Origin of the sequence: Paenibacillus sp. NPDC057934, assembly GCF_042887565.1 — a bacterium.
In the GTDB taxonomy this organism is placed as follows: domain Bacteria; phylum Bacillota; class Bacilli; order Paenibacillales; family Paenibacillaceae; genus Paenibacillus_AQ.
Window position 1 is genome coordinate 139,303 of record NZ_JBHVPB010000001.1, and the last position, 22,491, is coordinate 161,793.

Consider the following 22,491-nt stretch of genomic DNA (forward strand, 5'->3'; position numbering starts at 1 on the left):
CTACGAGAGCTCCCGCCATATTATACTCAGGATATGATTATCATGGAGGCGTTCTATTTGGAGACTTTTTTTCGTTATAACTGGATGGTTCGCGAGCAGTGGTACCGCTGGTGTGAGGATGTGCCGGAGGAGGATCTTCTCAAAGTACGGACAGGTGGTGTAGGGAGCATTCTGAAGACGCTATTCCATGTTGCTGATGTCGAGTGGAGCTGGATTCAGTCCATTCAGGGCAAGCCGGATTTTCTGGAGGATTTCAATTTGTATCAAAGCCTGGCACAGGTGAGGGCGCTAGATGCACGTTTCCGGCATGATGTAGAGGGATTCGTATTAGGTTGGCGGGAAGAGCTGGAACGGAAAATGTTTGATGATCTGCTGCCGGATGGGCGGGTGCGCTCCCTAGCTTGGGGTGAGGTGCTCCGGCATGTGATTGCTCACGAGATTCATCATATGGGACAGCTATCCGTATGGGCTAGGGAGATCGGCAAGGCGCCGGTGTCGGCTAACCTAATAGAAAAAGGGTTGGTATTTAGTCTGCCTGGCAGAGAATAGACCGCTATAATTAACCGTTGAAGAAGCCCGGTAACTGTGGAGTTACCGGGCTTTCAAGTCTTCCGGAGGAAACCAGATATGACGCAGATCGACCCAGCCTTGGCTGTTGAAGGTGACGCCGCGAACCGAAGGAAGGTAGGCGGTTTGGGTCGATTTTTCATATAAAATATGCAGGTGATGCTCGTCCGTCAGACGTTTCTCAATCCGCTGAAAGATCTCGGCTCTGACACGCGGATCGGGCTCACGGGAGATTCTGTGGAGCATGCCTTCGATGTCGCCCCGCGTGTGCGCCTCCAGGTGCCGTGACAAGGTCTGGTAAAGGTCGAACAGCCGCAGCTGCTCATCCTGATCACGGAAGAGGGAGAAGACAATGAGGTCTGATTCCAGACGGATCGACCCTTTGAATTCCTCCGGGGAGACGGTGACGACCCGGCAGGAATAGCCGGCGGCAGTCAGTTTGACCGCAATATCTTCGGCATCACCCCTATATTGGGGGATGGTGGCAATCTGCAATGGGCCCGCGCGGGGGATAGACCCTTGCGGGATATTGTCAGTTGCAGCCCCTTGCCCATGCAGACAGGAGATCAGATGACCTCGGACCAATGGATCGCTCAGCGGTCCTTTTTTATGCGTATTGCAGGTCACGAATTTGCGCGTGGAGGACTCCGAGTGCATTCGGCTCCAGCTCGAAGACTCGGGGGCGGATGGGTTCTGGATCACATGGAACGCGGCACCGGAATCGGCAGAAGATGCATCCATCTCCCACGGCACATAGATAATTTCTACACGATCCAGGTGGGCTCGTCCCTGAAAATAATACGGAAACACTTCCAGCACACATAGATGCTCATGCATCTCTGTGACCTTGAACGGTCCTGTCCCGGCAGGCTGACGCCCGAGATCTGCACCACGCGCACCTTCCGAGTCCCGTGGCACAATCGCCGCCCGGCTGGTGCACAGGAAGGGTAGGAAGAGCTCATTGGGTTGCTTGAGCTGTATCTGAACAGTAGTTGGGCTAAGAGCCGTAACCGCCTGAATTTCCTTGAAAATATAGCTATAGAGCGTTCGCTGAGATGTTTGCATCAGCCGCTCAAAGGAATAGACGACATCTTCGGCAGCCAGCACCTTGCCATGATGGAACAGGACTTCTTTACGCAGAAAAAAAGTCCAAGTTGTCCGGCTCTGATCGGCCTCCCACGCATGAGCGAGCCCCGGACTGATCACATTCTGTTCTCCGCTCTGGCGCAGCAGACCATCAAATACATGGCTCGACACAAAAGACTCTGCCAACAAATTCATATAAAGCGGATCAAAGGTATGCAGTTGTTGTGTGATCGGCAGCCGCAAAGTATCAATCTGCTTGTCGCTGCGGATCTCGGAATGATGGCCGAAATAGGCTAGCAGCCAGCCCTGAAGGGTGTCCTGAAGCGACGAGGATCGGGCATGGTCCCGAATACCCTCGATGGAGCTAAGGATATCCTTGCGGCTGATCGCCTGCTTCATCGATTGCAGGGCGATCTCCTCGGAAGGCAGCAGAAAACGCAGCGTAGAGCGCCGCCCCCGGCCGCGGCTGGATGTCCAGACGATCCAGCTTTGCTGGACCATTTTATTCACGACATGCAGGGCGTTACGGTGTGTGCAGCCCAAGGTCTGTGCCAGCTCGTCCAGGGTGACAGCTACTTCGGCGGCGCTTCCGTAGCGGGAATGGAGCTTCAAATATTGGCTATGCAGCTTCACGAAAGAGGGTCCTCCTTGGAAAATAGGAAATAATAATTTCGTTTTTTCTATTTATCTTCTTATTTTAACATTTAAAATAAGGATTAGAAAGTCATAAACTGGAGGTATTTACCATGTCTGAAAACGAAGTAAGGCGGGTCCGCCCTCTTATCGTATTGGGTGCAGCATTTCTGCTGGCTGTTATTCACCAGTATTTGTTCTATGGTGCGCAACCCGGTATATCTTATCCGATATTTGTGACCTTGTTTTACGTCTTTATGCTGTACTGCGCCCGAGAGCAAAGACGTCCGTTCTCATGGTTCAGCTACCTATGGTTAGCTTCTATCGGCTTACTCTCGCTAACGTTTGTTTTGTTCCAGGATATGCTATTTTTCGGACTTAATTTGCTGGTCCTTCCGGTTCTGATTCTTTTACATATGACGTATATGCTGGGAGCAGACAGACTCTCGTGGAGCGAGGGAAAGCTGATCGGCAAAATGCTGGAACATTTTTTCCCGCAGAGTTTTCGGCATTGGGGTACAGCCTTTGCCCAGTTGCGCAGCAAGCAGGGTGGCAAAATGAAGGATGAGCGTAAGCAGGTTCTGATTAAGGTGTTGATTGGTTTGACCATTTCATGTCCGATCCTGCTGGTTGTGGTCTCGCTGCTCTCCTCTGCCGACGGAGTCTTCCTTCATCTGATGCAGGAGCTTCCCAATATTTTGGGCAACTTGTCTCTGGGCGAGGGTGTTGTACGGGTGTTGTGGGTACTATTGTTCGGACTTGGTTTTTTCGGCTTGGTCTGGGGCTTTGTAGATCCCAAGGATTACAGTTGGAATGCCCAGAATCCTGCGCTACAGCAGCTAAATATGGAGACACCGGAACTGCCAGTCTTCAGAATAGATCCTGTGATCATGGCGACGATTCTAATTTCGATTAATACGGTCTATGTGCTGTTTGTGTTCGTGCAGTTCTCCTATCTGTTCGGTGCGTGGGAGGGAATTCTGCCAACGGGCAGCACGTATGCTGATTATGCACGGAGCGGTTTTTTCGAGCTGGTGATGGTGACAGGAATCAATTTCATACTGCTTATGTTATGCCTTCTGCCTTCAGGTGAAGGACAGGGTATGCTGCGAAGAATCACTCGCGTCCTGCTATACATCTTGGTAGCCTGTTCCGGCGTCATGCTGTATTCCGCCTTTACCCGGCTGACGTTATATGAGGAAGCATACGGATATACCTACACGCGTTTTCTGGTGCATGCTTTTATGATTTTCCTGGGCCTGCTGCTTGGTCTGGCAGCACTGCGGATTGGAAGCAAGAAGATTTCTCTGGCAAAATGTTATATCGTGCTGGGGCTGGTGTCATACGTCGTGATGAACTATATCTGCTTGGACGTAATTGTCGCGAACAAGAATATTGAACGGTATGTCACCAGTGGACAACTGGATGCCGATTATTTGTTTACATTATCGCCACAAGCGATTCCGACTCTGATTGATTTCAGCCGTAGTCAGAATGGTATACTTGATAATGATTTACGCAGGGAATGGGAGGTCAGCCAGACGGCTGACAAATGGCAGTCTTTTAATGTATCACGATACAGGGCAGAACATGAACTGAGAGAGTATTTTCAGGCAGAGACGAAATAAATAGCCAAAAAGGACATAAGTCCTTTTTTTACGGGGCATTCTACATTACACTGAAGCATCGGAGGGATATGGCGAATGCAAATGATATATGACCGGGAGGCTGTTCGCCATCTGGCGGAAAAAAACGGTCTTGACGAAATTTTTGGCAATCCGATGATCGAGTCTATGGAGCTGCGATTGTACGGGGATGGTGAGGCGGTCTGCTCGGTTGGAGACAAGCTGGAATATCTGTTCATTCTGGTACAAGGTAACCTTAAGATTCACACGCTGCTGCCTAACGGGAAGTCAATGCTGGTACGTTTCGCGCGGCCAATGTCGATTATCGGAGATGTAGAACTGCTGCGGGAATATCCTGTGAAGAACCAAGTAGAATCGGTGGGAGACAGCCTGATCCTGCTTGCCAGCCGGAGACGGCTGCTGAAGGAAATGGAGCATAATGCGGTGCTACTACGTTTTCTATACGGAGAACTGAGCCACAAGCTCTACACGCTGGGACAGACTTCTGCGCTGAACCTCTTGTATCCGGTAGAGAACCGGTTTGCGAGCTATCTGTTATCACTGTTCACGGACGGTGAGGGGATACGATACATAGATGAGATTCGCACCTCCACGTTGACAGAAACAGCAGAACTGCTGGGTACCAGCTACCGGCATCTGAACCGGATTGTTCGTAAATTTATTGAACAGGGCATCATCGAACGCAAGCATGGCCGCCTAAGCATCCTGGATGAAGGGAAGCTGGCTGAACTGGCGAGCGGCAGTTTGTACGAATAGAGTGGCACAAGTTGCTATCAAAGATCGCTTTAACAGGCTGCGGCCGGAAGAAGCGGTCTTTTTGCTTTTTCTATAGGTAGGGATCAGTCTTTTGAAGTAAGACTATTGGCATATTTTATCGAAATCGTAAGATACCACATACAAATCATAGAAATTGCCATCGACTGGAAGATTACTATATCTTATATTATTACCATTATTAGTTAGTTAATAGTCATCCTCCGAGATTCGATCTTCTTATATTGCGTGTTGAGTTGCAGTTATGCATATTTACGCAAGCAAGGGGATCGTTCTTTTTTATGCGAAGCGACTGCTTTCTGCGCCTAAGGGGATCACTATGGGCTTTCTACTAGTAATAGTATGCTGCTTCACAAGGTTTCTCTACGATTTCAGTATCCTGGAGGAGGCGGTAGATGGCTAAAGGCTGGTTTTGAAAGCGTATACGAAGTGGGAGTTTGCAAGATTTCGAGACTTGGTATCCAAGAAGTGTTTGTTTTCGAAAGATGTGTGCAGTCCAAAAGGTTTCAAGCTTCACCATAAAAAATATGGAGGTTGGCTGTTAATGATAACAGGTCGCAAAGCTTCAACGGGAAGGTCCGTCCTGATGTACTGCCTGATTGCTGCATTGTTTGTGGGCCAGTTAGCCTTTTTCCCATCTGTGAGTTCAGCAGCCGGAAATTTGGCCCAGGGTAAGACGATTACAGCTAGCTCTGTTGGTGATGTATATGTGGCTTCCAATGCCAATGATAGCAACCAGGGAACGTATTGGGAGAGTAGCAGCAATGCTTTTCCACAGTGGCTTAAAGTGGATCTGGGTGAAGCCAGCAATGTCAACCAGGTCGTGCTGAAGCTGCCGTCCAATTGGGGCGCAAGAAATCAGACACTGTCTGTAGAGGGAAGTAGCAACGATTCCAGTTACAACAATCTGGCATCTTCTAGCAGTTATGCTTTTAATCCATCCAATGGCAATACGGTAACCATCAATTTTACAGCGACAAGTGTGAGATACGTCCGACTGAATATTACTGCTAATACAGGATGGGCGGCCGCTCAAATCTCTGAGTTTGAAGTCTACGGTACGACTGCAACACCTTCTGGAGCGTATGAAGCCGAAGCGGCTGCGCTGTCCGGTGGTGCGAAGGTGAACACCGATCACACGGGTTACACTGGATCGGGATTTGTGGATGGATACCTGACACAAGGTGCCTCAACTACCTTCACAGTGAACGTACCTACAGCCGGCAGTTATGACGCAGCGCTGCGTTATGCCAATGCCAGCGGCGGTACCAAGACAATCAGCGTGTACGTCAACGGAACGAAGGTGAAGCAGACTTCTCTGCTGAATCTGGCAAACTGGGACACTTGGTCCACCAAAGTAGAGACACTGGCCTTGAATGCCGGAACTAACACGATTGCGTACAAGTACGATGCCGGGGACACTGGTAATGTAAATCTGGACAACCTTAATCTCACACCGGGCGTGGCGCCGACGGCAACAGTAGCGCCAACACCGTCACCAACAGTAGCGCCAACACCGTCGCCGACCGTAGCACCAACACCGTCGCCGACCGTAGCACCAACACCGTCGCCGACCGTAGCACCAACACCATCGCCGACCGTAGCGCCAACACCGTCGCCGACCGTGGCACCAACACCGTCGCCGACCGTAGCGCCAACACCATCGCCGACCGTGGCACCAACGCCGTCGCCGACCGTAACACCAACACCGACGACCGGACCAGGGTCCAACCTGGCGCTGAACAAACCGGTCACCGCTTCTTCTTCAGTATTTACTTTCGTAGCCACCAATGCTAATGACGGAAATGTAAATACTTACTGGGAAGGTGCAGGCGGAAGTTATCCGAATACACTCAGTGTGAATTTGGGTGCGAATGCCAATCTTAGCTCCGTTGTACTGAAGCTGAACCCGTCTTCGTCCTGGTCTACACGCACACAAACGATTCAGGTGCTCGGACGGGACCAGAACGGAACTACGTTCTCCAGTCTTGTACCGGCAACCGTCTATACTTTTAATCCGGCTACTGGCAATTCAGTGACCATACCGGTTAATGCTACAGCCAGCGAAGTGCAGCTCAGAATTACGACAAACTCTGGCTCCAGCGCTGGGCAAATTGCCGAATTCCAAATCTTCGGTACGCCAGCTCCTAACCCGGACTTGACGATCACAGGGATATCCTGGACACCGGCAGCTCCGATAGAGACCACTGCTATCACACTTAATGCCACTGTGAAGAATATCGGTACGGCTGCTTCTGGAGCCACCAGTGTTAACTTCTACCTGGGTACGACGCTTGTCGGCACTGCTCCGGTTGGAGCCATTGCTGCAGGAGCTTCCACGAATGTCTCTGTGAACATTGGAGCCAAGGATGCTGCAGCTTATACAGTAACTGCCAAGGTGGATGAGAACAACAGCATTATTGAGTTGGACAAATCCAACAACAACTACACCAATCCGTCCCAGTTGACGGTTGCAGCAGTATCCAGCTCCGACCTGATCGCGGACTCCGTCAGCTGGTCGCCGAGCAATCCATCGCCAGGCAGCACGGTAAACTTCACGATCGCAATCAAGAACCAGGGCACAGCGGCTTCCGCCGCAGGGGCCCATGCTGTTACCCTGACGATTACAGATGCCACAACCAATGCAGTAGTGAAGACCCTGAGCGGTTCTTACACTGGCGTGATTGCCAGCGGACAAACGACAGCACCAATCAGTCTTGGTTCTTGGACAGCCGGTAACGGCAAGTACAACATCAAGAGCGAGATTGCTGTCGATGCCAATGAGCTTCCTGTAAAACAAGGAAACAACATTCAGAATCAATCTCTCTTCGTAGGACGAGGGGCCAATATGCCTTACGATATGTACGAAGCTGAGGATGCTGTCGTTGGCGGCGGTGCCGTCAAGCTTGCACCGAACCGTAACATTGGCGACCTTGCCGGTGAAGCTTCCGGCCGCAGAGCGGTAACCTTGAATACCACAGGCAGCTACGTGGAATTCACCACCAGAGCCAGCACGAATACGCTGGTGACCCGTTTCTCCATTCCGGATTCCCCGAGTGGTGGCGGAACAGATGCTACACTTAATATTTATGTAAACGGTGTCTTCACGAAGGCGATCAACCTTACTTCCAAGTATGCCTGGTTGTACGGCTCAGAGACTAACCCGGGCAACACGCCAAGCGCAGGTTCACCGCGTCATATCTATGACGAAGCCAATATTATGTTCGACAGCACCATCCCGGCGGGAAGCAAGATTCGCCTGCAAAAGGATGCTGCTAATACGTCGCAATATGCTATCGACTTTATCAACTTAGAGCAAGTGTCACCGATTCCAAATCCTGACCCAGCCAAATATGTAGTGCCTACTGGATTTACTCATCAAGACGTGCAGAACGCACTGGACAAATTCCGTATGGATACTACCGGCAACCTCGTCGGTGTCTACCTGCCTGCCGGTTCGTATGAGACTTCTAACAAGTTCCAAGTGTACGGCAAGCCTGTAAAAATCATTGGCGCAGGACCATGGTATACACGTTTCGTGGCCCCAGCCAATCAGAGCAATACAGATATCGGATTTAGAGCTACCGATACGGCGAACGGCTCCACTTTTGCCAATTTCGCTTACTTCGGTAACTATACTTCCCGTATCGACGGTCCGGGTAAAGTCTTTGATTTCGCCAATGTGGCCAACATCACCATCGACAACATCTGGACCGAGCATCAGGTCTGCATGTACTGGGGTGCTAACACGGACTACATGGTTATCAAGAATTCCCGTATCCGCAACACTTTTGCCGACGGTATCAATATGACAAACGGCAGCACGAACAACCTGGTCTCCAATATTGAAGCACGCGCGACCGGGGATGACAGCTTTGCCTTGTTCTCGGCCATCGATGCAGGCGGATCTGACATGAGAGACAATGTTTATGAGAATCTGACTTCACTCCTGACCTGGCGTGCAGCAGGGCTCGCGGTATACGGCGGTTATGCTAATACCTTCCGCAACATCTACATCGCCGATACGCTGGTTTACTCCGGAGTTACGATCAGTTCGCTTGACTTTGGATATCCGATGAATGGTTTCGGGGCTTCCCCAACCACGAATTTCGAGAACATTACGATTGAGCGGGCGGGCGGACATTTCTGGGGCTCCCAGACCTTCCCAGCCATCTGGGTATTCTCGGCCTCCAAGGTGTTCCAGGGAATCCGCGTCAGCGATGTGGATATCATTGATCCAACGTACCACGGCATTATGTTCCAGACGAACTATGTCGGTAATACACCGCAGTTCCCGGTAAAAGACACTATCTTCAATAACATCACGATTTCCGGCGCGCAAAAGAGCGGTGACGCGTTTGACGCTAAATCCGGCGTCGGCATCTGGGTCAATGAATCCGCTGAGCCGGGTCAAGGTCCGGCAGTCGGTTCCGTCACCTTCAACAATCTGAAGATTACGAACACAGTAACACCAATCAAGAACAATACCTCGACATTCACTATTAATGTGAATCCGTAAAACATCATGACTTAACTGTTTCAGTAGCTGGTTGCAACAAGCCGTCTCCCGCTTTTACAGGGGAGCGGCTTTTTGTCGTGAGGGCTTGTCGCAGGTGCTTTTGGATTCGACAGCAGCCTTGCTCACCAGTTACAATGAAGGAATAGGCATGTTAAGGAAAAGAAATGGAATGAGGAGGCTATACCATGTCCCCAAAAATAGTTAATAATATCACCGAGCTGATCGGGGATACGCCGGTTGTGCGTCTGAACCGTCTTACCAGTCCCGGGGATGCGGAAGTTTATGTCAAGCTGGAGATGTACAATCCCAGCGGAAGTGTCAAGGACCGGGCCGCGTACAACCTGATTCTGCAAGCAGAACAAGAAGGGCTGCTGAAGCCTGGCGGAACCATTATTGAGCCGACCAGCGGAAATACAGGCATTGGGCTCGCCATGAACGCAGCCGCGAAGGGCTATAAGGCCATTCTGATTATGCCAGACAACATGACCAAGGAACGTATTAATATTCTAAAAGCCTATGGTGCTGATGTTGTGCTGACTCCCGCAGCGGAGCGTATGCCGGGTGCTATTGCCAAAGCGTTAGAGCTTGGCCGAAGTATAGAGAACAGCTTCATTCCACAGCAATTTGAGAATAAGGCTAATCCCGATATTCACCGGATCACGACAGCGCCGGAAATTCTGGAGCAGATGGAAGGGCGACTGGATGTGTTCGTGGCTACTTCAGGTACAGGTGGAACGATCACCGGCACTGGGGAAGTGCTGCGCCGGGAGCTGCCGGACATCCGTATTCTTGTGGTGGAGCCACAAGGTTCACCAGTACTGTCGGGCGGAATCCCGGGGCCGCATAAGCTGGTAGGTACCAGCCCCGGCTTTGTTCCTGCGATTCTCAACACTGAGGTGTACGATGAAATTGTGCAGGTAGCGGATGAAGATGCCCTGGATATCGTAAGATCACTGGCGGCACAGGAGGGCATTCTAATCGGACCGTCTGGTGGCGCAGCGGTATGGACTGCTCTGCGGGAGGCCCGGCGACTTGGCCCTGGCAAGCGGGTGCTGTGTATTGCTCCAGATACCGGTGAGCGTTACCTGAGCATGGGGATTTTCTAATCCAACTAACGGCGGAGGTACAGGAATGAAGAAATATGCGGGGATGACTGTTACTGCTGTGCTGACTATAATTCTGGCGGGATGCTCTGTTGTGAACCATACAGGAAACACGCAGAGCGGTGGGAACGCTGCTCAGCAAGCGTCTTCCAGTCCAGCCGGTCCAGCCGCTGTAGAGACAGCTTCGCCGGAGCCTGTGGCAGAGGCTTCCCCGACTGCGGAGAACGCCGAAGCCGCAGAGGTTCTGGACACTGGGAAGTTGTCCGAGAATTTCGGGTTTGCCGATGCGGAGGGTAAGCAGATTCTGGTCACCGCACAGGAAGAGGGACAGGATAAGGCACTATCACTGCTAGATCGGGCTATCGGCAACAACGGACAGGTGCTGACTGTGAATTTCGTGAAATGGCAGCCCGGCAGTGAGGACGGGACTGGACGGGAGATGGCGCATAACTTTGCGCATTTGCCAGGGTACCTGTTCACCGTTGAAGAAGAAAGTGCCTTCCCCGATGCCACCTATTATTTGACCACGGAGGCGGATTTCAATGCCAAGTCTCTGCTGGACGTTAAGCCAGCCAATGAAGATTTGGCGCACCCTCCAGTAGTTGGTGAAGACGTGCAGAAGGCGATTGCCGCGGTCAGAAAACGGGAGATTCAAAGCATCGGAAAGATTGCCGATCTGTCTCCGGACCGTGAGTTATATGTTGTTCAGTTTGTGCGGCAGGATAAGGATATGCTGTTCAGTCTTGTGCTGAAGGAAGGGGAGTCCCTTGCTTTTATGGACTATCCCGCGGTCGCTCAGGATGACGACTACTCCGTATGGCGGGTGGATGATGGCGGAGAGGTGACTCCTGAGATGTTCTCGGTACTGTTTGCCGCCCAAAAAGCGGACGGTGTCCTACTCGGGATCAACTGGTGGGGTGCGGAAGGGGTTAATACTTTTTTCCTGGATCAGCATGCAGCGACGTTCAAGGAATTGGACATTCAGTACGGGCGTTATACCTCTCCTTTATAAATCGAAATGATGGTTGGCGGGAGTTTTTTTATGTGTCTAAAATGATAAGCTCCCCTAACAGCAGGCAGGTTTAATTAATATAACCTTTAGCTGAGGGGAGCTTTTTTATATTTCTATTTTGGAGCGCTAGCATGTGCTAGCAGGTAGGGTTTACAGGTTTTGGCTTTTCCAATATTTCGTCTTATCTTCTTCAGTGATAGCTCTAATCACTTTGCATGGATTCCCAGCAGCAATCACCCCTGATGGGATATCGCGGTTGATCACACTGCCTGCTCCGATAACGCTATTATCGCCGATGGTCACTCCTGGCAAAACCACTACATTACCACCAAACCACACATTGTTGCCGACAGTAATCGGGTAGGCGTATTCCAAGCCTTGGTTACGTTGCTCGGCATCCAGCGGATGACCGGCGGTGTAAAAGCCGCAGTTTGGTGCAATAAATACGTTATCTCCAAACGTTACTTTGGCGCAATCTAAGATCACGCAATTATGATTAGCGTAGAAGTTATCACCCAACTCGATGTTATATCCGTAATCGCACCAGAACGGTTGTTCAATATGGAAGTTCTGGCTGGCTTTTCCGACCAATTGTTTAATGACTGCTTTACGTTCATTGATACTAGAGGGACGTAATTGGTTGTAGTCGTGACAGAGATCCTTAGCATATGTTCTTTCTCTAATAAGTAAGGGATCATTGTTGTTATCATATAACAACCCTTTGATTGCTTTCTCTTTTTCGTTCATAATTATTCCTCAACCTCCAAGACGAATCTATGGTTATAATTTAGTAAGAACCAGTAGTCTGGAATCCCTGACTGATGCTTGACATTTGATAAGGGAATTATTATATTTTATTATTAAAAATGTTATTGAAAGTAATTTAGTGAAAAGGTTTTGTTATCATGATACCTAGATTTTCTCATACAAGCAAGTAGACAAGCTCAATACTGGATATTTAGCCTGTCTATATAAGACGAACAAAAGAAGTATCCAAAAGCTAGATTTTTAAGATAATAACTATGAAAGAGGTGTATACAATCAGTCAGATCACGAACAATTCGATTCGCGTTAAAAAAATTAACCAGGAACTGATCAAGCAGGCTTTAAAAATGATGAAGCAAGGCACAAAGTCTATGATTGCAAGCGCAACAGGCTTAAGTGTTGCTACCTGCGGCAATATTCTGAATGAATTTCTCGAAACAGGTGAAGTGATTGAAACTGAAATGGAGCAGCCGAACGGGGGAAGGCCGGCGAAGCGCTTCGTATATAATGCCAATTTTGCCTACATCGCCTGCATATATATTAATGCTGAAGGGGATCAGCACTCTTTAACTTATAGGGTAGCGAATTTATCGGGTGAGCAGATCGATGCTGGTTTTCATGCCGTGGAGCTGGCTGACATTACTGTTATTGAGCATGTAATCGAATCACTGATCACCAAGCATCCTGAGATCAAGGCCCTTGGGATTGGGATTCCAGGTCTTGTTCATCAAGGGGTCATTAACGTTTGTGACATTTCAGAGTTAATTAATGTACCTTTAGAGTCACTTTTAAAAGAGAAGTATGAGATTGAAGTTACCGTTGACAATGATATGAACCTGACGGTTTATGGTTTTTATAAAAAGCAGGATTATGAAGAAGATAAAACCATCGTAGTGGTGACCTTCCCGCGGAATAACTTTCCCGGATCAGGCATGATGATTGATGGATATATTCATCGCGGTACAACCCAGTTTGCAGGGGAGGTATCCTTTCTACCCTTTGGGATCTCACGTCAAGAGCAATTTGCCAGGCTGCACCAACATGATACATTTGCGAATTTGGCAGCAACGACAATTATGTCGCTCATTGCGGTTATTAACCCTGAGACGATAGCATTAACTGGAGAACTGGCGAAAGAAGAGCATATTAAGGAAATCTACCAGCTCTGCTCCGGCGTCATTCCTGATGAGCATATGCCACAAATTATTGTGTTAGATCATCCGCATGACCATTATATGAATGGATTAATTGCTGTCACGCTGGAGAGCTTGAGCTATAATCTGCAGTTGGTTGAGAGACGACGGTAGAGGTTTTTGAAGAGAGCATTTATTGAAAAACGCCTTAATAAGGCGTTTTTTATTATATCAGCTAATCATCAAAAAATTAAAAGTAATCTGAGAAATAAGGCGTCCGCTGCTCAATAGCATCTTCAAGCATATCTACGATTTCCGAAGTGCAGGATATGCGACCGATTTTGTGTAGATAGTTTGGACGTTTGTAGCCTAACAGCATAGTCACCATGGTCTGGATGTCAATTCTATCGCTGCATTTCTCTGATACCCGGACAACTTCGCCGTTACCTTCTGCAGAGATCTTGAGTTTGAACACACCTTGATTCCATGACAGCATAGGGTCATCCAACATAAAGGTCCATTCTCGGTCAATGGTATCCGGTTTAAAGGGATATTGTGCGATGAACGGCTTAAAGTCTACGATTCGAGCCATATAATAAGGAGAAATGGTTTCTTTGATATCCGCATCCTCCAGTAAAAATGCTAATGGTTCATCGGTATAGGTGTTGCCCTTTACTTTAGAGATCATGGAGAAATGTGCACTAATGAAATTCCACAGACCACTACGAGCTTCTTCGTTGATAAAAATCATATCCTTGATATGAAAAATCTCATCTGAGATCCGATAAAGCACATAGCCGTCCGGCTGTTCATCTGTGTTGTAATAAATCGCTGCCATGATATCATCTGAATCCCACAGCCAATATTCATTCCAAAGCAAGTCATTCCGCAGCAAAGCACCGTGGGTTTGAAGCGCAAAGCGTTCATAGGCTTTTTTCACTTGCTCGCTTTCTACAGTAGTCCGTTCGATTTCGCCAGGAACCTGCTTATTCTTGGGCAGCTGATAATCATTAATTTCATAGGTGATCTTATCGGAAATAATCTCCCAGCCTTTTCTACGATAATAAGGAATCGAATAGGGATAGAGGAAGGATATGGACTGACCCCGATTTTTCATATTTTCAAGTGACTGGTACAATAATTTATGCATGAGCCCTTGGTTAGCATATTCCGGGTAGGTACCAACTCCAGTTAACCCGCCCATATCATAGGTTTGATTAAAGATGCGTACTTGCAAAGGATAAACGGCTACCTGAGAGATCAACTTGTCTTCATCAAACCACCCGAGTACATCAGCCTGCTCCAAAACAGGCGATTTGGCACGAATAATTTCATCTTCTTCCCACCCGATTTGATGTAAATCCCGAAAGGTTACCTGAAATACATATCTAAGCAGCTGATTGTATTGCTTGAGATGCTCCAAGCCAACCTTTTTTATTTTAAGCTGTTTTTTCCTGCTCATCTTATTATCCTTTCTATTAGAGCTGACAGTCTGGACAGTGTATTAGTTTAAACAAAGTAGCGTCTTAGTCGTACATATAAATAAGAGGTACAATGAGAGAATAGGTAAGTAGCTATGGACAGTGGTACGATAATCTCAAGTCCTAGCTTCCGATGAATAAAGACCATATATATACCAATTAATAAGAAATGTATAACGTAAATCTGAGTGGTCAAAGCGCTAGCACTTTTAAAAAACTGAAATTTTTGTCCTATTAAATAAGATGAGACAAAGTAAATACAGCTAATCCAGAACACAATAAAGGCTGAAAAAAAGGCGCTGACTAGCATATTATGGTTATAATAATCAGCATCGGATTCATAACCGGTAGGAAAACCAAATGCTATAGCTAAGAATGCAAATCCAACCAGTATGGTGGAGCTGATTTTGAGCAGAGAACGGTAGAGCCTCTTCTTGTTTTTAGTTTGAATTAAAAAGGTTGCAAATATACATCCACCGATTGGATAAACAATCCATACGAAGAACGGAAAGTAAGAAAGCTCGTTCCCGAACAATAAGGCCACAATAGGCGAGATGTACAAATTGTCCAAGCTAGCTGCGAAAGGTGAAACGAGATCATTGATGAGCATGAAAAATAGTAGATTCATCACATGTCCGCGAATCGTCAATTTCAATTTTAACGCTAAAGCAAAATAAAGCATGGCAAGTCCTGCAAACTGCAATATGTCCACATATAATAGATCGCCATATAGCAATGGAAATTGTTCCATGACTGTCTGACCCGCACTTAAGCCATTGATCATACTGGGAATAACAGAGCGAAGCAGGTTTAGCAAATAAGCAAATAGGAGTAGTATAAGACCTCGTCTTGCAAGCACCGCTGGTGTATTCTTTCTGGAATAGATGACTCCTGCTCCCAGGAGGAACATGAACACAGGGGCAGCGGGAACACCCCCGAAAAATTGGACGATCTTGCCGTAAATAGATTCATCAGTTGCATAGGTATTTCCAAATTCCAATAATACGTGAATTAAGACCATCGCAATGACAGCAATACCTCTGGCGATATCCAGTTCAACTTGACGTCCGCTGTTATTCACTTTCTGCAAATCTATCATCTGAAATTCTCCTTAAATCGTGATGTTACAGGTGTTTTTGCCTATACAGCAGGTCATATCCATCTTGAAGAACTGTACGCGTAACATAAAATTGATTCTGCTCATACAATTTTTGTGCTTCCCGTTCATTCTCATGTGTGGACGTATATAAGCATAGATTTTGCTTGCCTCGGATACGTGATTCCTTGATCGCGTGCAAAAGTAATCTTTTGCCTATCTGCTGCCCCCTAAAGCGGTTATCCACACAGAACCACCCTACCCAATCATTCATCTCATAATCATGCTCCAATTCGTATAACCCAATAATGCCCTTCACCTGATCTCCATCAACAGCTACATAATATCGAAATGAACGAAGCTGATTGTCTACCTCATCACGATATTGATACAGCAGTTCTTGACTAAGACTCGCTTCCAGCTCTTGCGAAGGATTCTCTTCCTCTTCTTCGGAACTAAAAACAAGGTCCACTAGTTTTTTTGCCTGCGCCAAATAATGATCATTCAAATCAACGATGATTGTTTCGTTAATCTTCTCCATAACATTAAATCCCTTTCTTTGGTACTCATAATATTGGAAACCATATTTCCGGAGATTGCTCATCCATATTTGGATAATACTCAATCTCAGGCAGCATGGAAATGGAGTGGTTCGACATCGGCAGCCATTCTGTTAGCACCCGATTGCGAACTAATCGGAAATCCTCATCTTCGATGCCATTTACAGAGAACTTCACCCATCTCCTCGCTTCAAGTTTTATCGCTTCGTACATGTGTAATTGTTCAGGAGGAAGATGTGTAAGGATACCTATCCCATATTGCAGTGCTTCCTTGTCTTCAGAAAGACTAATACCTGTAAGCCCATCCGAGTGATATTGGTCGCATAGATCATATAGTGTTCCCCGTCTCATCTCTTGCTTCCATGTATGCTCGATAATGGGTAGATACTCCAAGCTATCCGTAGGAACAACAATAATTTTGCCAACGAAGTACATGGCCGGACATTGCTCTATTTTCCCTACTAATGGGGGGCTATTTTCCACACTGAATTTAATATGTAGAGGGCCAAAATATTTGATTTTGTCAGCACAGGTTTCAGTACGAGCCTCTTTAGGCGAAATACCATGAAATCTTTTGAAGGCTTTTGAGAAAGCTTCGTGTGTCTCGTAGCCAATTTCAAGCGCGATATCAAGGATAGGGGCATCATTCTTTTGTAAAATGATACTGGCATTACTCAACCTTCTATTGCGGATATATTCACCTATGGTGAAGTTGGTTAATATTTGAAACACCTTTTGCAAATCAGCAACATTGGTATAATATTGCTTCGCCAAGGACTCAGGCGTTAACTCCCGGCTATATAACAGTTCTTCAATGTTTGTCAAAACTCCCGATATCATTCTTACATGTTCCATCTGAGTTCTCTCCCTTTCTCTACTGTTATTATAAGTTGGCCTTTCTTAGAAAGTTTGTCCAATTCAATCTGATTTTGTCCAGAAGCGATTTATTGGGTGCAGATGCAATGCAAGCACTGAATGATGGTGAAGAGGAGCGGCTACTTGCCTATAGAAGTATTTAGAAGAAAATTATTAATTTTTGGGGAAATTAGGTTTTTTTCATGGGGGAATTTAGCTTTTTTGGGAGGGGAGTAAGAATTCTGTCGAATATTAAAAGGGAAGATTGCCTCAGTCTCCATTGAAGAAACGCGCACAGGAAAGGATGCTTTGAAAATCCTTCAGGAGAAAAAAGAACCTGTTCCAAGCGGTTATACAAATAATAACGGCTGCCCACTGACAGCCGTTTCTAGTATAGTTTCCGTTAGTCCAATTAAAAATATATCGTCATAATGGTTGTCTTCCCGGGAAAGGCATATCGGATGGATTATGAATAGTTCAAAATGATGGAAGCGATAGTTTCTACATCTTTTTGGGTCATTTCCAAATGCAAAGGTAAAGAGATAATGGCATGACTCAATCTTCCTGCATTTGGACAAGTGTTGGCCGACGAAGCAAAGATATTGTATTCCGTATTGTCGCGGTAATGGACGCCCGGATAGATCCCCTCACGATTCAATTGTTCCAACAGTTCATCTCTGTGATTCACTTCAATAACATACAAGTGTCTTGAGGAAAGGCAGCCCTCTGCCACCGGAATGGGTCTCACCTTGTCCTTGGCTTGCTCAAAACAGGCATCGTACCAGTCGGAAACTGTTCTTCTGAACGCATTGTCTTCATCCAGATATTTGAGTTGAACCAGACCTATTGCAGCCATAATCGAGTTCCCGTGATACTTGTACCCCACATCTCCGACTTCGTACACCCATTTATAGTTCCCCTGAGATCTGCTGTAAGTATCTTTATCGATTCCCATCCATGAAAGCTTTCTGCATAAGAGATCATGTTCGGGTTCACGCAAGCAAATCATGCCGGAATCTGCGGTTGGCAGGTTCTTTACCGCTTGAAAGGAGTAAACCACGGCATCCGCTTCTTTTCCAGGAACAACTCCGTCAAGCTGAGTGCCCGCCATATGGGCTGCGTCAAGAATTAAGCTCAACCTATATTTAGCACAAAGTTCTACAATTCTTTTATATTGGCCAGTGTTCCCGCCTAAACCTACAAACATAACTGCTCGGGTTCGGGCGGTAATCTTCTTTTCCACATCATCGGGATCTAGGCATAAATACTGATCCACATCTGCAAAAACGACATTTAGATGTTCATACAATATGCTTTGGTTGGTCGCAATAAAGGTCAATGGTGTCGAAATGATTTCATCTCCGTCTTTCCAACCATAATTCTCTTTTAATACTTTGATAGCCAAGTGAAGTCCGGAGGTCGCCGAATTTACATAGTGAGCTTGCGGTAATCCTGTATACTTTTTCCACTGCTCTTCAAACTCGACCGTTTTGTGTCCCAATCCCGTCCAACCTTTTTCGAGGCACTCCCTTATCCCGTCCAAACACTCTTCCACTCGGTATACCGGTTTAAATAGTTGAATTCTATTCATGAATGAAAGAGCCCCTTCCAAACCCAATAATTTGTCGTTGATTTATCTTATGTTTATCTTTAAATACATGGCACGGCGGTTGTCCTCTTAGATTTTAGTGAGGCAGGAATTAAAGCAATTAGGGCAGATACAACGGGTGTAGATATTTGCATGTTAGATGGGAAAATTCTAAGTGCTCCTGGTCATGTGGAATATTTTTGCCGACATTATTTTAATGCTGGAGGGATTCAGTAAAACATGATGAACACGTATGATAACAAGCTACCGACATTATAGACTGACTATCAGTGAAAAGGTGAAGGGCAAAGACCGCTTTAAAATTGGATTTATTTGAACCATTGCAACATTTGCTTGATAATCCTCCTAAAGTGAAGGTAGACCAAATATTAAATGAAGGAGACGTGCTTCCCTATTTTGGTGGTATTCAAGTAATCTTCACACCAGGACACACATCGGGTCATATAAGTCTATACTTAAAAACATAAGATTCTTATTGCTAGAGATGCATTACATACAGTTAATGGTGAGTTAAAGGCCCCTACGAGTCAGACAACACCAGACCTATCAACTGCTGAAAGATAGTTAAAGAAATTTATAGATTATGATATAAATAAAGTCGTCTGTTTTCACGGCGGCCTCTGTACGAATAGGGTAAACGAACAACTCCAAGGACTAGTGATTTTATATGATGTATGAATGTATAACCAAGAGGTTAGTTGTCATCCGCAGGGATTTATTAGATCAAGCGCTCTCCTTACGTTTAACAAAGGTAAAACTGGATAAATAATGGTATGAGAATTTCTCACTCCAAGATATGCAAAATGGACGACGGCTAGGGGGAGACATCGCCGTTGAACGAAAGAGTCGAGCGTTCAGAATGGGGAAGCGCCATCATTGATAAGCTTCTCTCAATAGCCAATATATCAATGAATAAAAGTTAAAAGGAGAAGAACTATAGAATCTAATAATGCTAGCTTACTTTTTTTATGATAGATATTTAACAAATGGAAAGTATCCGTGAGGTAAGGGATCAATATATTAATACAAGCAATCCTCCGGCAAGGTTCGGCAGGTCATTGGCACGTTTTAGATCTTCTGATACTGAAGATGAAATTCAGGTCAATGAACCTGTTTTAGAAGAAAAATATTGAATCAACTTATTCATCAGATACCAACTCATAAAATTCCTCAAACTAACTTTAAGGTTAAAAGAAGAGTGAAGCCTAGAAGCTTTATATTTAGAGATGATATTTTTTTTTCAAAAGATCGCACAAATTTTTTTGATTATATAGTTCCAATTATTCCTGTTGTGGATAGCTCAAATTCATATGATCAATTCATATCGCATTTTAAAGAACCCAGATTTAAAATGAACACACGGGCATCCATTGTATAATCCCAAGTCGCAACAGCAGAATGATTAATTCGCAGTTCCTTTATATTAGAGGAGGAGGGGTGCCGAAGAGACAAAAAACAACCATCGCATTATTTAGTGGAGATCTGGACAAAGCCATCGCGGTATTCATTATTGCGAACGGAGCAGCGGCCTATGATCATGCGTGACGATTTTCTTTACCTTTTTGGGCCTTAATACGTTGCGGAAGAATGAAGCGGTACGACAAATAAAGAGCTGCTGGAGAAGGCATTCGGTGGATGATGCCCCGAGGGGCACAGCGTCTGTCGAAGATGAACATGGCCGGAATAGGGCCTAAGATGATCAAGCATGTCAGACGGTGGATTGCTTGGTTTTCAGCAGGAAGAGCTGCTGGGGCATACTGAATACGGTGGTGTGGCCGTATAAGTGAAGTGGGAGGGGAAACAGATGGCGTATCCATATACTGCTGAAATGAGAAAACGAGGCTGAGAGGAATCGAAGGCCAGGTGCGCGGCGAGCTGCGGTTGACGAGGCCATTGCGCAAAGCGTAGCCGAAAACTTGAAGCAATGTGTGCAGCAAGAACAACTATCCGGAGGCGAGATGGATAAAGTCATGCAGCAGGGGATTGAACTGCTGATAAGAGCCACTATCTGTGCACGAATAGAAGGGCTTGAAGCAGTGAATGGCAAGCCATCCTTACGAGATCAGACAGGCTGTTCCATGAAAGGGAACGGCCTGTTTGCTGCGTCCATAATTGACTTGTCCCATGCAACAATAGGGGATTTTATTCTTTTAGGCATATTAGGGTGGTATTCGGCGTACAAATCTCAAGGTGCTGCCTTCGTAATCAACAGTTGATAAAAAACTAATTTTAAGGGAGGAATGGTAATGAAATTAAAAAAAGCCTTTTATCTAATGCTTACAATCTCGATGCTGCTGACGACTTCCGCTTATGCTGCGGGGAATGTGGAAGCACGGAGCGGGACAGGGCCGGAAGGCGTCACTGTAAATGTTCTCACCCTGGCAGACGGGAAGCTAACGTCTTACGATGAGAATGGCGTTGAGACGGTATCGTACTTGACACAAGAACAAATTACAGAAAAGCTTGCTGAGGCCGAATCGGCCGCTGCTGATCAGATAGGGGCAAAGGCTGTAAATACGACCCAGCATGTGTCAATCCCTAGAGAGATCAATGGCAATCAGGCAGTGTCTATCGGAAATTTCAACACCTACCCACATTTTAATTTATACGTTCATGTTGTTTATTTGACTTACGTGCCCAACATGAACATTATTCTTGAGAGCCCGGACGGTAGCCGTGTCTGGAGGGAGGACGTTAGTCAGGGGCAAGTGGTCTGGTTCAACATTAACAATCCAAGCCTGGATTATAAAATCAAGGTGAGCACAAACGGAGATCGTACAGGTGCTGGAGCATTAAAAATATATTCAACATAAATTAAATATCTCCAAACTTGCCGAAAGCCTACTCTTCTGAGCTTTCAAATATTCCCCTCAAGTGGGCGGGGTGAAGGACATTTCACTTCCGTTGACTTTGAGGGGACTTTTTTGCCTCTTTCTCCTTGTTCAATTTGTTCTTCCCTCACATGCAGGAGTTAGACGGCTTCTTCAATAACAGCCGGACTATTCATCTGGAGGGAACGGCCTGTTTGATGTGTTCGAATCCTTCTATCCATCTGGAAAAAGAGGCTGCATGGTTGTCTTGAAATTATAGGGTGAATATATCAGTTATCTATCTGATAATAGTTCCTTTATATGCGTTATTGTTTCATAATGGGAATTAGTTGAAATTATCCAATGCTTGTGGGTTTGAATCGGAGATCATTTAAAGGAATAGCGAGGGGGGAATTTCGAATCAAACAATGAGGAAATTTTTTGTAATTATGATTAGCTTGATTGGTTCAAATACTTTTACCTTCTACCTCATTTTTTTATTACGAAGACATGAAGAAATATAAAGAATCAACCGTGGCCTAGACACTGAATCGTCAGTGCACTAAGTTCAATCTCAGCAATGTTCAGCCATTATTCAATTTTTTAATTTCCTACATTCATTATTTAACCAATTAATTTCTAAATTTGTTAAATGTGTTGCTAATGGCTGTTTAAATGGCCGTCCGTGGGAGAGCGCATCACTGGCAGGGGTTCGATCCCCTGTCCTCCTTCGTAGGTTGCCTTCAAAACGACATAAATGTCGTTTTTGTTTTGATTTTACTTATGGTAGATTGTCAAGCTAAGTGACACACCACGACATAGCGTTTGAATTCGCCATTCGC

16 protein-coding genes and 2 pseudogenes are annotated in these 22,491 nt (G+C 46.1%); 11 read left to right on the forward strand and 7 right to left on the reverse strand.

Features of this window, described 5'->3' with window-relative positions; translation table 11 throughout:
- Positions 1 to 57 precede the first annotated feature (57 nt).
- Entirely contained in the window at positions 58 to 549 is a 492-nt protein-coding gene (locus ACFVRY_RS00665) for a DinB family protein (RefSeq protein ID WP_066372899.1), read from the forward strand.
- 42 nt (positions 550 to 591) lie between these two features.
- Here ACFVRY_RS00665 and ACFVRY_RS00670 read toward each other — a convergent pair whose 3' ends face one another.
- Entirely contained in the window at positions 592 to 2,286 is a 1,695-nt protein-coding gene (locus tag ACFVRY_RS00670) for an ABC transporter substrate-binding protein (protein WP_387495981.1), read from the reverse strand.
- Positions 2,287 to 2,399: 113 nt separating this feature from the next.
- Between ACFVRY_RS00670 and ACFVRY_RS00675 the strand changes: the two genes are divergently transcribed.
- The 5 genes from ACFVRY_RS00675 to ACFVRY_RS00695 all read left to right on the forward strand — a co-directional run bounded on the left by ACFVRY_RS00675 (position 2,400) and on the right by ACFVRY_RS00695 (position 11,340).
- A complete protein-coding gene (locus ACFVRY_RS00675; protein WP_387495984.1) occupies positions 2,400 to 3,914 on the forward strand; it encodes a DUF4153 domain-containing protein in 1,515 nt (504 codons plus the stop codon).
- Positions 3,915 to 3,989: 75 nt separating this feature from the next.
- Positions 3,990 to 4,688 (forward strand): Crp/Fnr family transcriptional regulator, encoded by a 699-nt coding sequence (locus tag ACFVRY_RS00680; RefSeq protein WP_387495987.1) that lies wholly within the window; start codon positions 3,990 to 3,992, stop codon positions 4,686 to 4,688.
- A gap of 562 nt (positions 4,689 to 5,250) precedes the next feature.
- On the forward strand, positions 5,251 to 9,225 hold the full coding sequence (locus ACFVRY_RS00685; RefSeq protein ID WP_387495990.1) for a discoidin domain-containing protein: 3,975 nt from the start codon (positions 5,251 to 5,253) through the stop codon (positions 9,223 to 9,225).
- Positions 9,226 to 9,410: 185 nt separating this feature from the next.
- Positions 9,411 to 10,331, forward strand: coding sequence for a cysteine synthase A (cysK, locus tag ACFVRY_RS00690; protein WP_387495993.1), 921 nt, complete (start codon positions 9,411 to 9,413; stop codon positions 10,329 to 10,331).
- Between the two features lie 25 nt (positions 10,332 to 10,356).
- A complete protein-coding gene (locus tag ACFVRY_RS00695; protein ID WP_387495996.1) occupies positions 10,357 to 11,340 on the forward strand; it encodes a hypothetical protein in 984 nt (327 codons plus the stop codon).
- Positions 11,341 to 11,490: 150 nt separating this feature from the next.
- On the opposite strand, the gene ACFVRY_RS00700 is transcribed toward ACFVRY_RS00695, so the two are convergent.
- Positions 11,491 to 12,087 (reverse strand): sugar O-acetyltransferase, encoded by a 597-nt coding sequence (locus ACFVRY_RS00700; protein ID WP_387495999.1) that lies wholly within the window; start codon positions 12,085 to 12,087, stop codon positions 11,491 to 11,493.
- 275 nt (positions 12,088 to 12,362) lie between these two features.
- Between ACFVRY_RS00700 and ACFVRY_RS00705 the strand changes: the two genes are divergently transcribed.
- Positions 12,363 to 13,412, forward strand: coding sequence for an ROK family protein (locus ACFVRY_RS00705; RefSeq protein WP_387496002.1), 1,050 nt, complete (start codon positions 12,363 to 12,365; stop codon positions 13,410 to 13,412).
- A 76-nt stretch (positions 13,413 to 13,488) separates the two neighbouring features.
- Here the strand turns inward: ACFVRY_RS00705 and ACFVRY_RS00710 are convergent, their stop codons facing one another.
- The 5 genes from ACFVRY_RS00710 to ACFVRY_RS00730 form a co-directional block, all read right to left on the reverse strand.
- The gene (locus tag ACFVRY_RS00710) at positions 13,489 to 14,700 is read right to left on the reverse strand and encodes a GNAT family N-acetyltransferase (RefSeq protein WP_387496005.1); all 1,212 of its coding nucleotides are present in this window, start codon (positions 14,698 to 14,700) and stop codon (positions 13,489 to 13,491) included.
- A gap of 47 nt (positions 14,701 to 14,747) precedes the next feature.
- The gene (locus ACFVRY_RS00715) at positions 14,748 to 15,818 is read right to left on the reverse strand and encodes a heparan-alpha-glucosaminide N-acetyltransferase domain-containing protein (RefSeq protein WP_387496007.1); all 1,071 of its coding nucleotides are present in this window, start codon (positions 15,816 to 15,818) and stop codon (positions 14,748 to 14,750) included.
- A gap of 25 nt (positions 15,819 to 15,843) precedes the next feature.
- Complete coding sequence (locus tag ACFVRY_RS00720) at positions 15,844 to 16,356, reverse strand: GNAT family N-acetyltransferase (RefSeq protein WP_387496009.1); 513 nt, start codon at positions 16,354 to 16,356, stop codon at positions 15,844 to 15,846.
- A 25-nt stretch (positions 16,357 to 16,381) separates the two neighbouring features.
- Positions 16,382 to 17,230 carry an AraC family transcriptional regulator gene (locus ACFVRY_RS00725; protein ID WP_387496012.1) on the reverse strand — a complete coding sequence of 283 codons (849 nt, stop codon included), beginning with the start codon at positions 17,228 to 17,230 and terminating at the stop codon, positions 16,382 to 16,384.
- A 466-nt stretch (positions 17,231 to 17,696) separates the two neighbouring features.
- Entirely contained in the window at positions 17,697 to 18,821 is a 1,125-nt protein-coding gene (locus tag ACFVRY_RS00730; RefSeq protein ID WP_387496014.1) for a DegT/DnrJ/EryC1/StrS family aminotransferase, read from the reverse strand.
- A gap of 1,231 nt (positions 18,822 to 20,052) precedes the next feature.
- Here ACFVRY_RS00730 and ACFVRY_RS00735 point away from each other — a divergent pair.
- The 4 genes and pseudogenes from ACFVRY_RS00735 to ACFVRY_RS00750 all read left to right on the forward strand — a co-directional run.
- A pseudogene (locus ACFVRY_RS00735) lies at positions 20,053 to 20,217 on the forward strand (YobI family P-loop NTPase); the annotation flags it as partial.
- A 20-nt stretch (positions 20,218 to 20,237) separates the two neighbouring features.
- Positions 20,238 to 20,555 (forward strand): annotated as a pseudogene (locus tag ACFVRY_RS00740) (DsrE/DsrF/DrsH-like family protein); the annotation flags it as partial.
- A gap of 200 nt (positions 20,556 to 20,755) precedes the next feature.
- Positions 20,756 to 21,055, forward strand: coding sequence for a hypothetical protein (locus ACFVRY_RS00745; protein WP_387496016.1), 300 nt, complete (start codon positions 20,756 to 20,758; stop codon positions 21,053 to 21,055).
- A 30-nt stretch (positions 21,056 to 21,085) separates the two neighbouring features.
- On the forward strand, positions 21,086 to 21,652 hold the full coding sequence (locus ACFVRY_RS00750) for a hypothetical protein (protein WP_387496019.1): 567 nt from the start codon (positions 21,086 to 21,088) through the stop codon (positions 21,650 to 21,652).
- Positions 21,653 to 22,491: the final 839 nt, after the last annotated feature.

Excerpts from the sequence above, each read along its gene's own strand:
- ACFVRY_RS00685 (WP_387495990.1), top strand. The coding sequence starts at position 5,251 with ATGATAACAGGTCGCAAAGCTTCAACGGGAAGGTCCGTCCTGATGTAC.
- ACFVRY_RS00675 (WP_387495984.1), top strand. The coding sequence starts at position 2,400 with ATGTCTGAAAACGAAGTAAGGCGGGTCCGCCCTCTTATCGTATTGGGT.
- ACFVRY_RS00705 (WP_387496002.1), top strand. The coding sequence starts at position 12,363 with ATGAAAGAGGTGTATACAATCAGTCAGATCACGAACAATTCGATTCGC.
- ACFVRY_RS00730 (WP_387496014.1), bottom strand. The coding sequence starts at position 18,821 with ATGAATAGAATTCAACTATTTAAACCGGTATACCGAGTGGAAGAGTGT.
- cysK (WP_387495993.1), top strand. The coding sequence starts at position 9,411 with ATGTCCCCAAAAATAGTTAATAATATCACCGAGCTGATCGGGGATACG.
- ACFVRY_RS00695 (WP_387495996.1), top strand. The coding sequence starts at position 10,357 with ATGAAGAAATATGCGGGGATGACTGTTACTGCTGTGCTGACTATAATT.
- ACFVRY_RS00750 (WP_387496019.1), top strand. The coding sequence starts at position 21,086 with ATGAAATTAAAAAAAGCCTTTTATCTAATGCTTACAATCTCGATGCTG.
- ACFVRY_RS00720 (WP_387496009.1), bottom strand. The coding sequence starts at position 16,356 with ATGGAGAAGATTAACGAAACAATCATCGTTGATTTGAATGATCATTAT.
- ACFVRY_RS00680 (WP_387495987.1), top strand. The coding sequence starts at position 3,990 with ATGCAAATGATATATGACCGGGAGGCTGTTCGCCATCTGGCGGAAAAA.
- ACFVRY_RS00700 (WP_387495999.1), bottom strand. The coding sequence starts at position 12,087 with ATGAACGAAAAAGAGAAAGCAATCAAAGGGTTGTTATATGATAACAAC.
- ACFVRY_RS00715 (WP_387496007.1), bottom strand. The coding sequence starts at position 15,818 with ATGATAGATTTGCAGAAAGTGAATAACAGCGGACGTCAAGTTGAACTG.
- ACFVRY_RS00725 (WP_387496012.1), bottom strand. The coding sequence starts at position 17,230 with ATGGAACATGTAAGAATGATATCGGGAGTTTTGACAAACATTGAAGAA.
- ACFVRY_RS00710 (WP_387496005.1), bottom strand. The coding sequence starts at position 14,700 with ATGAGCAGGAAAAAACAGCTTAAAATAAAAAAGGTTGGCTTGGAGCAT.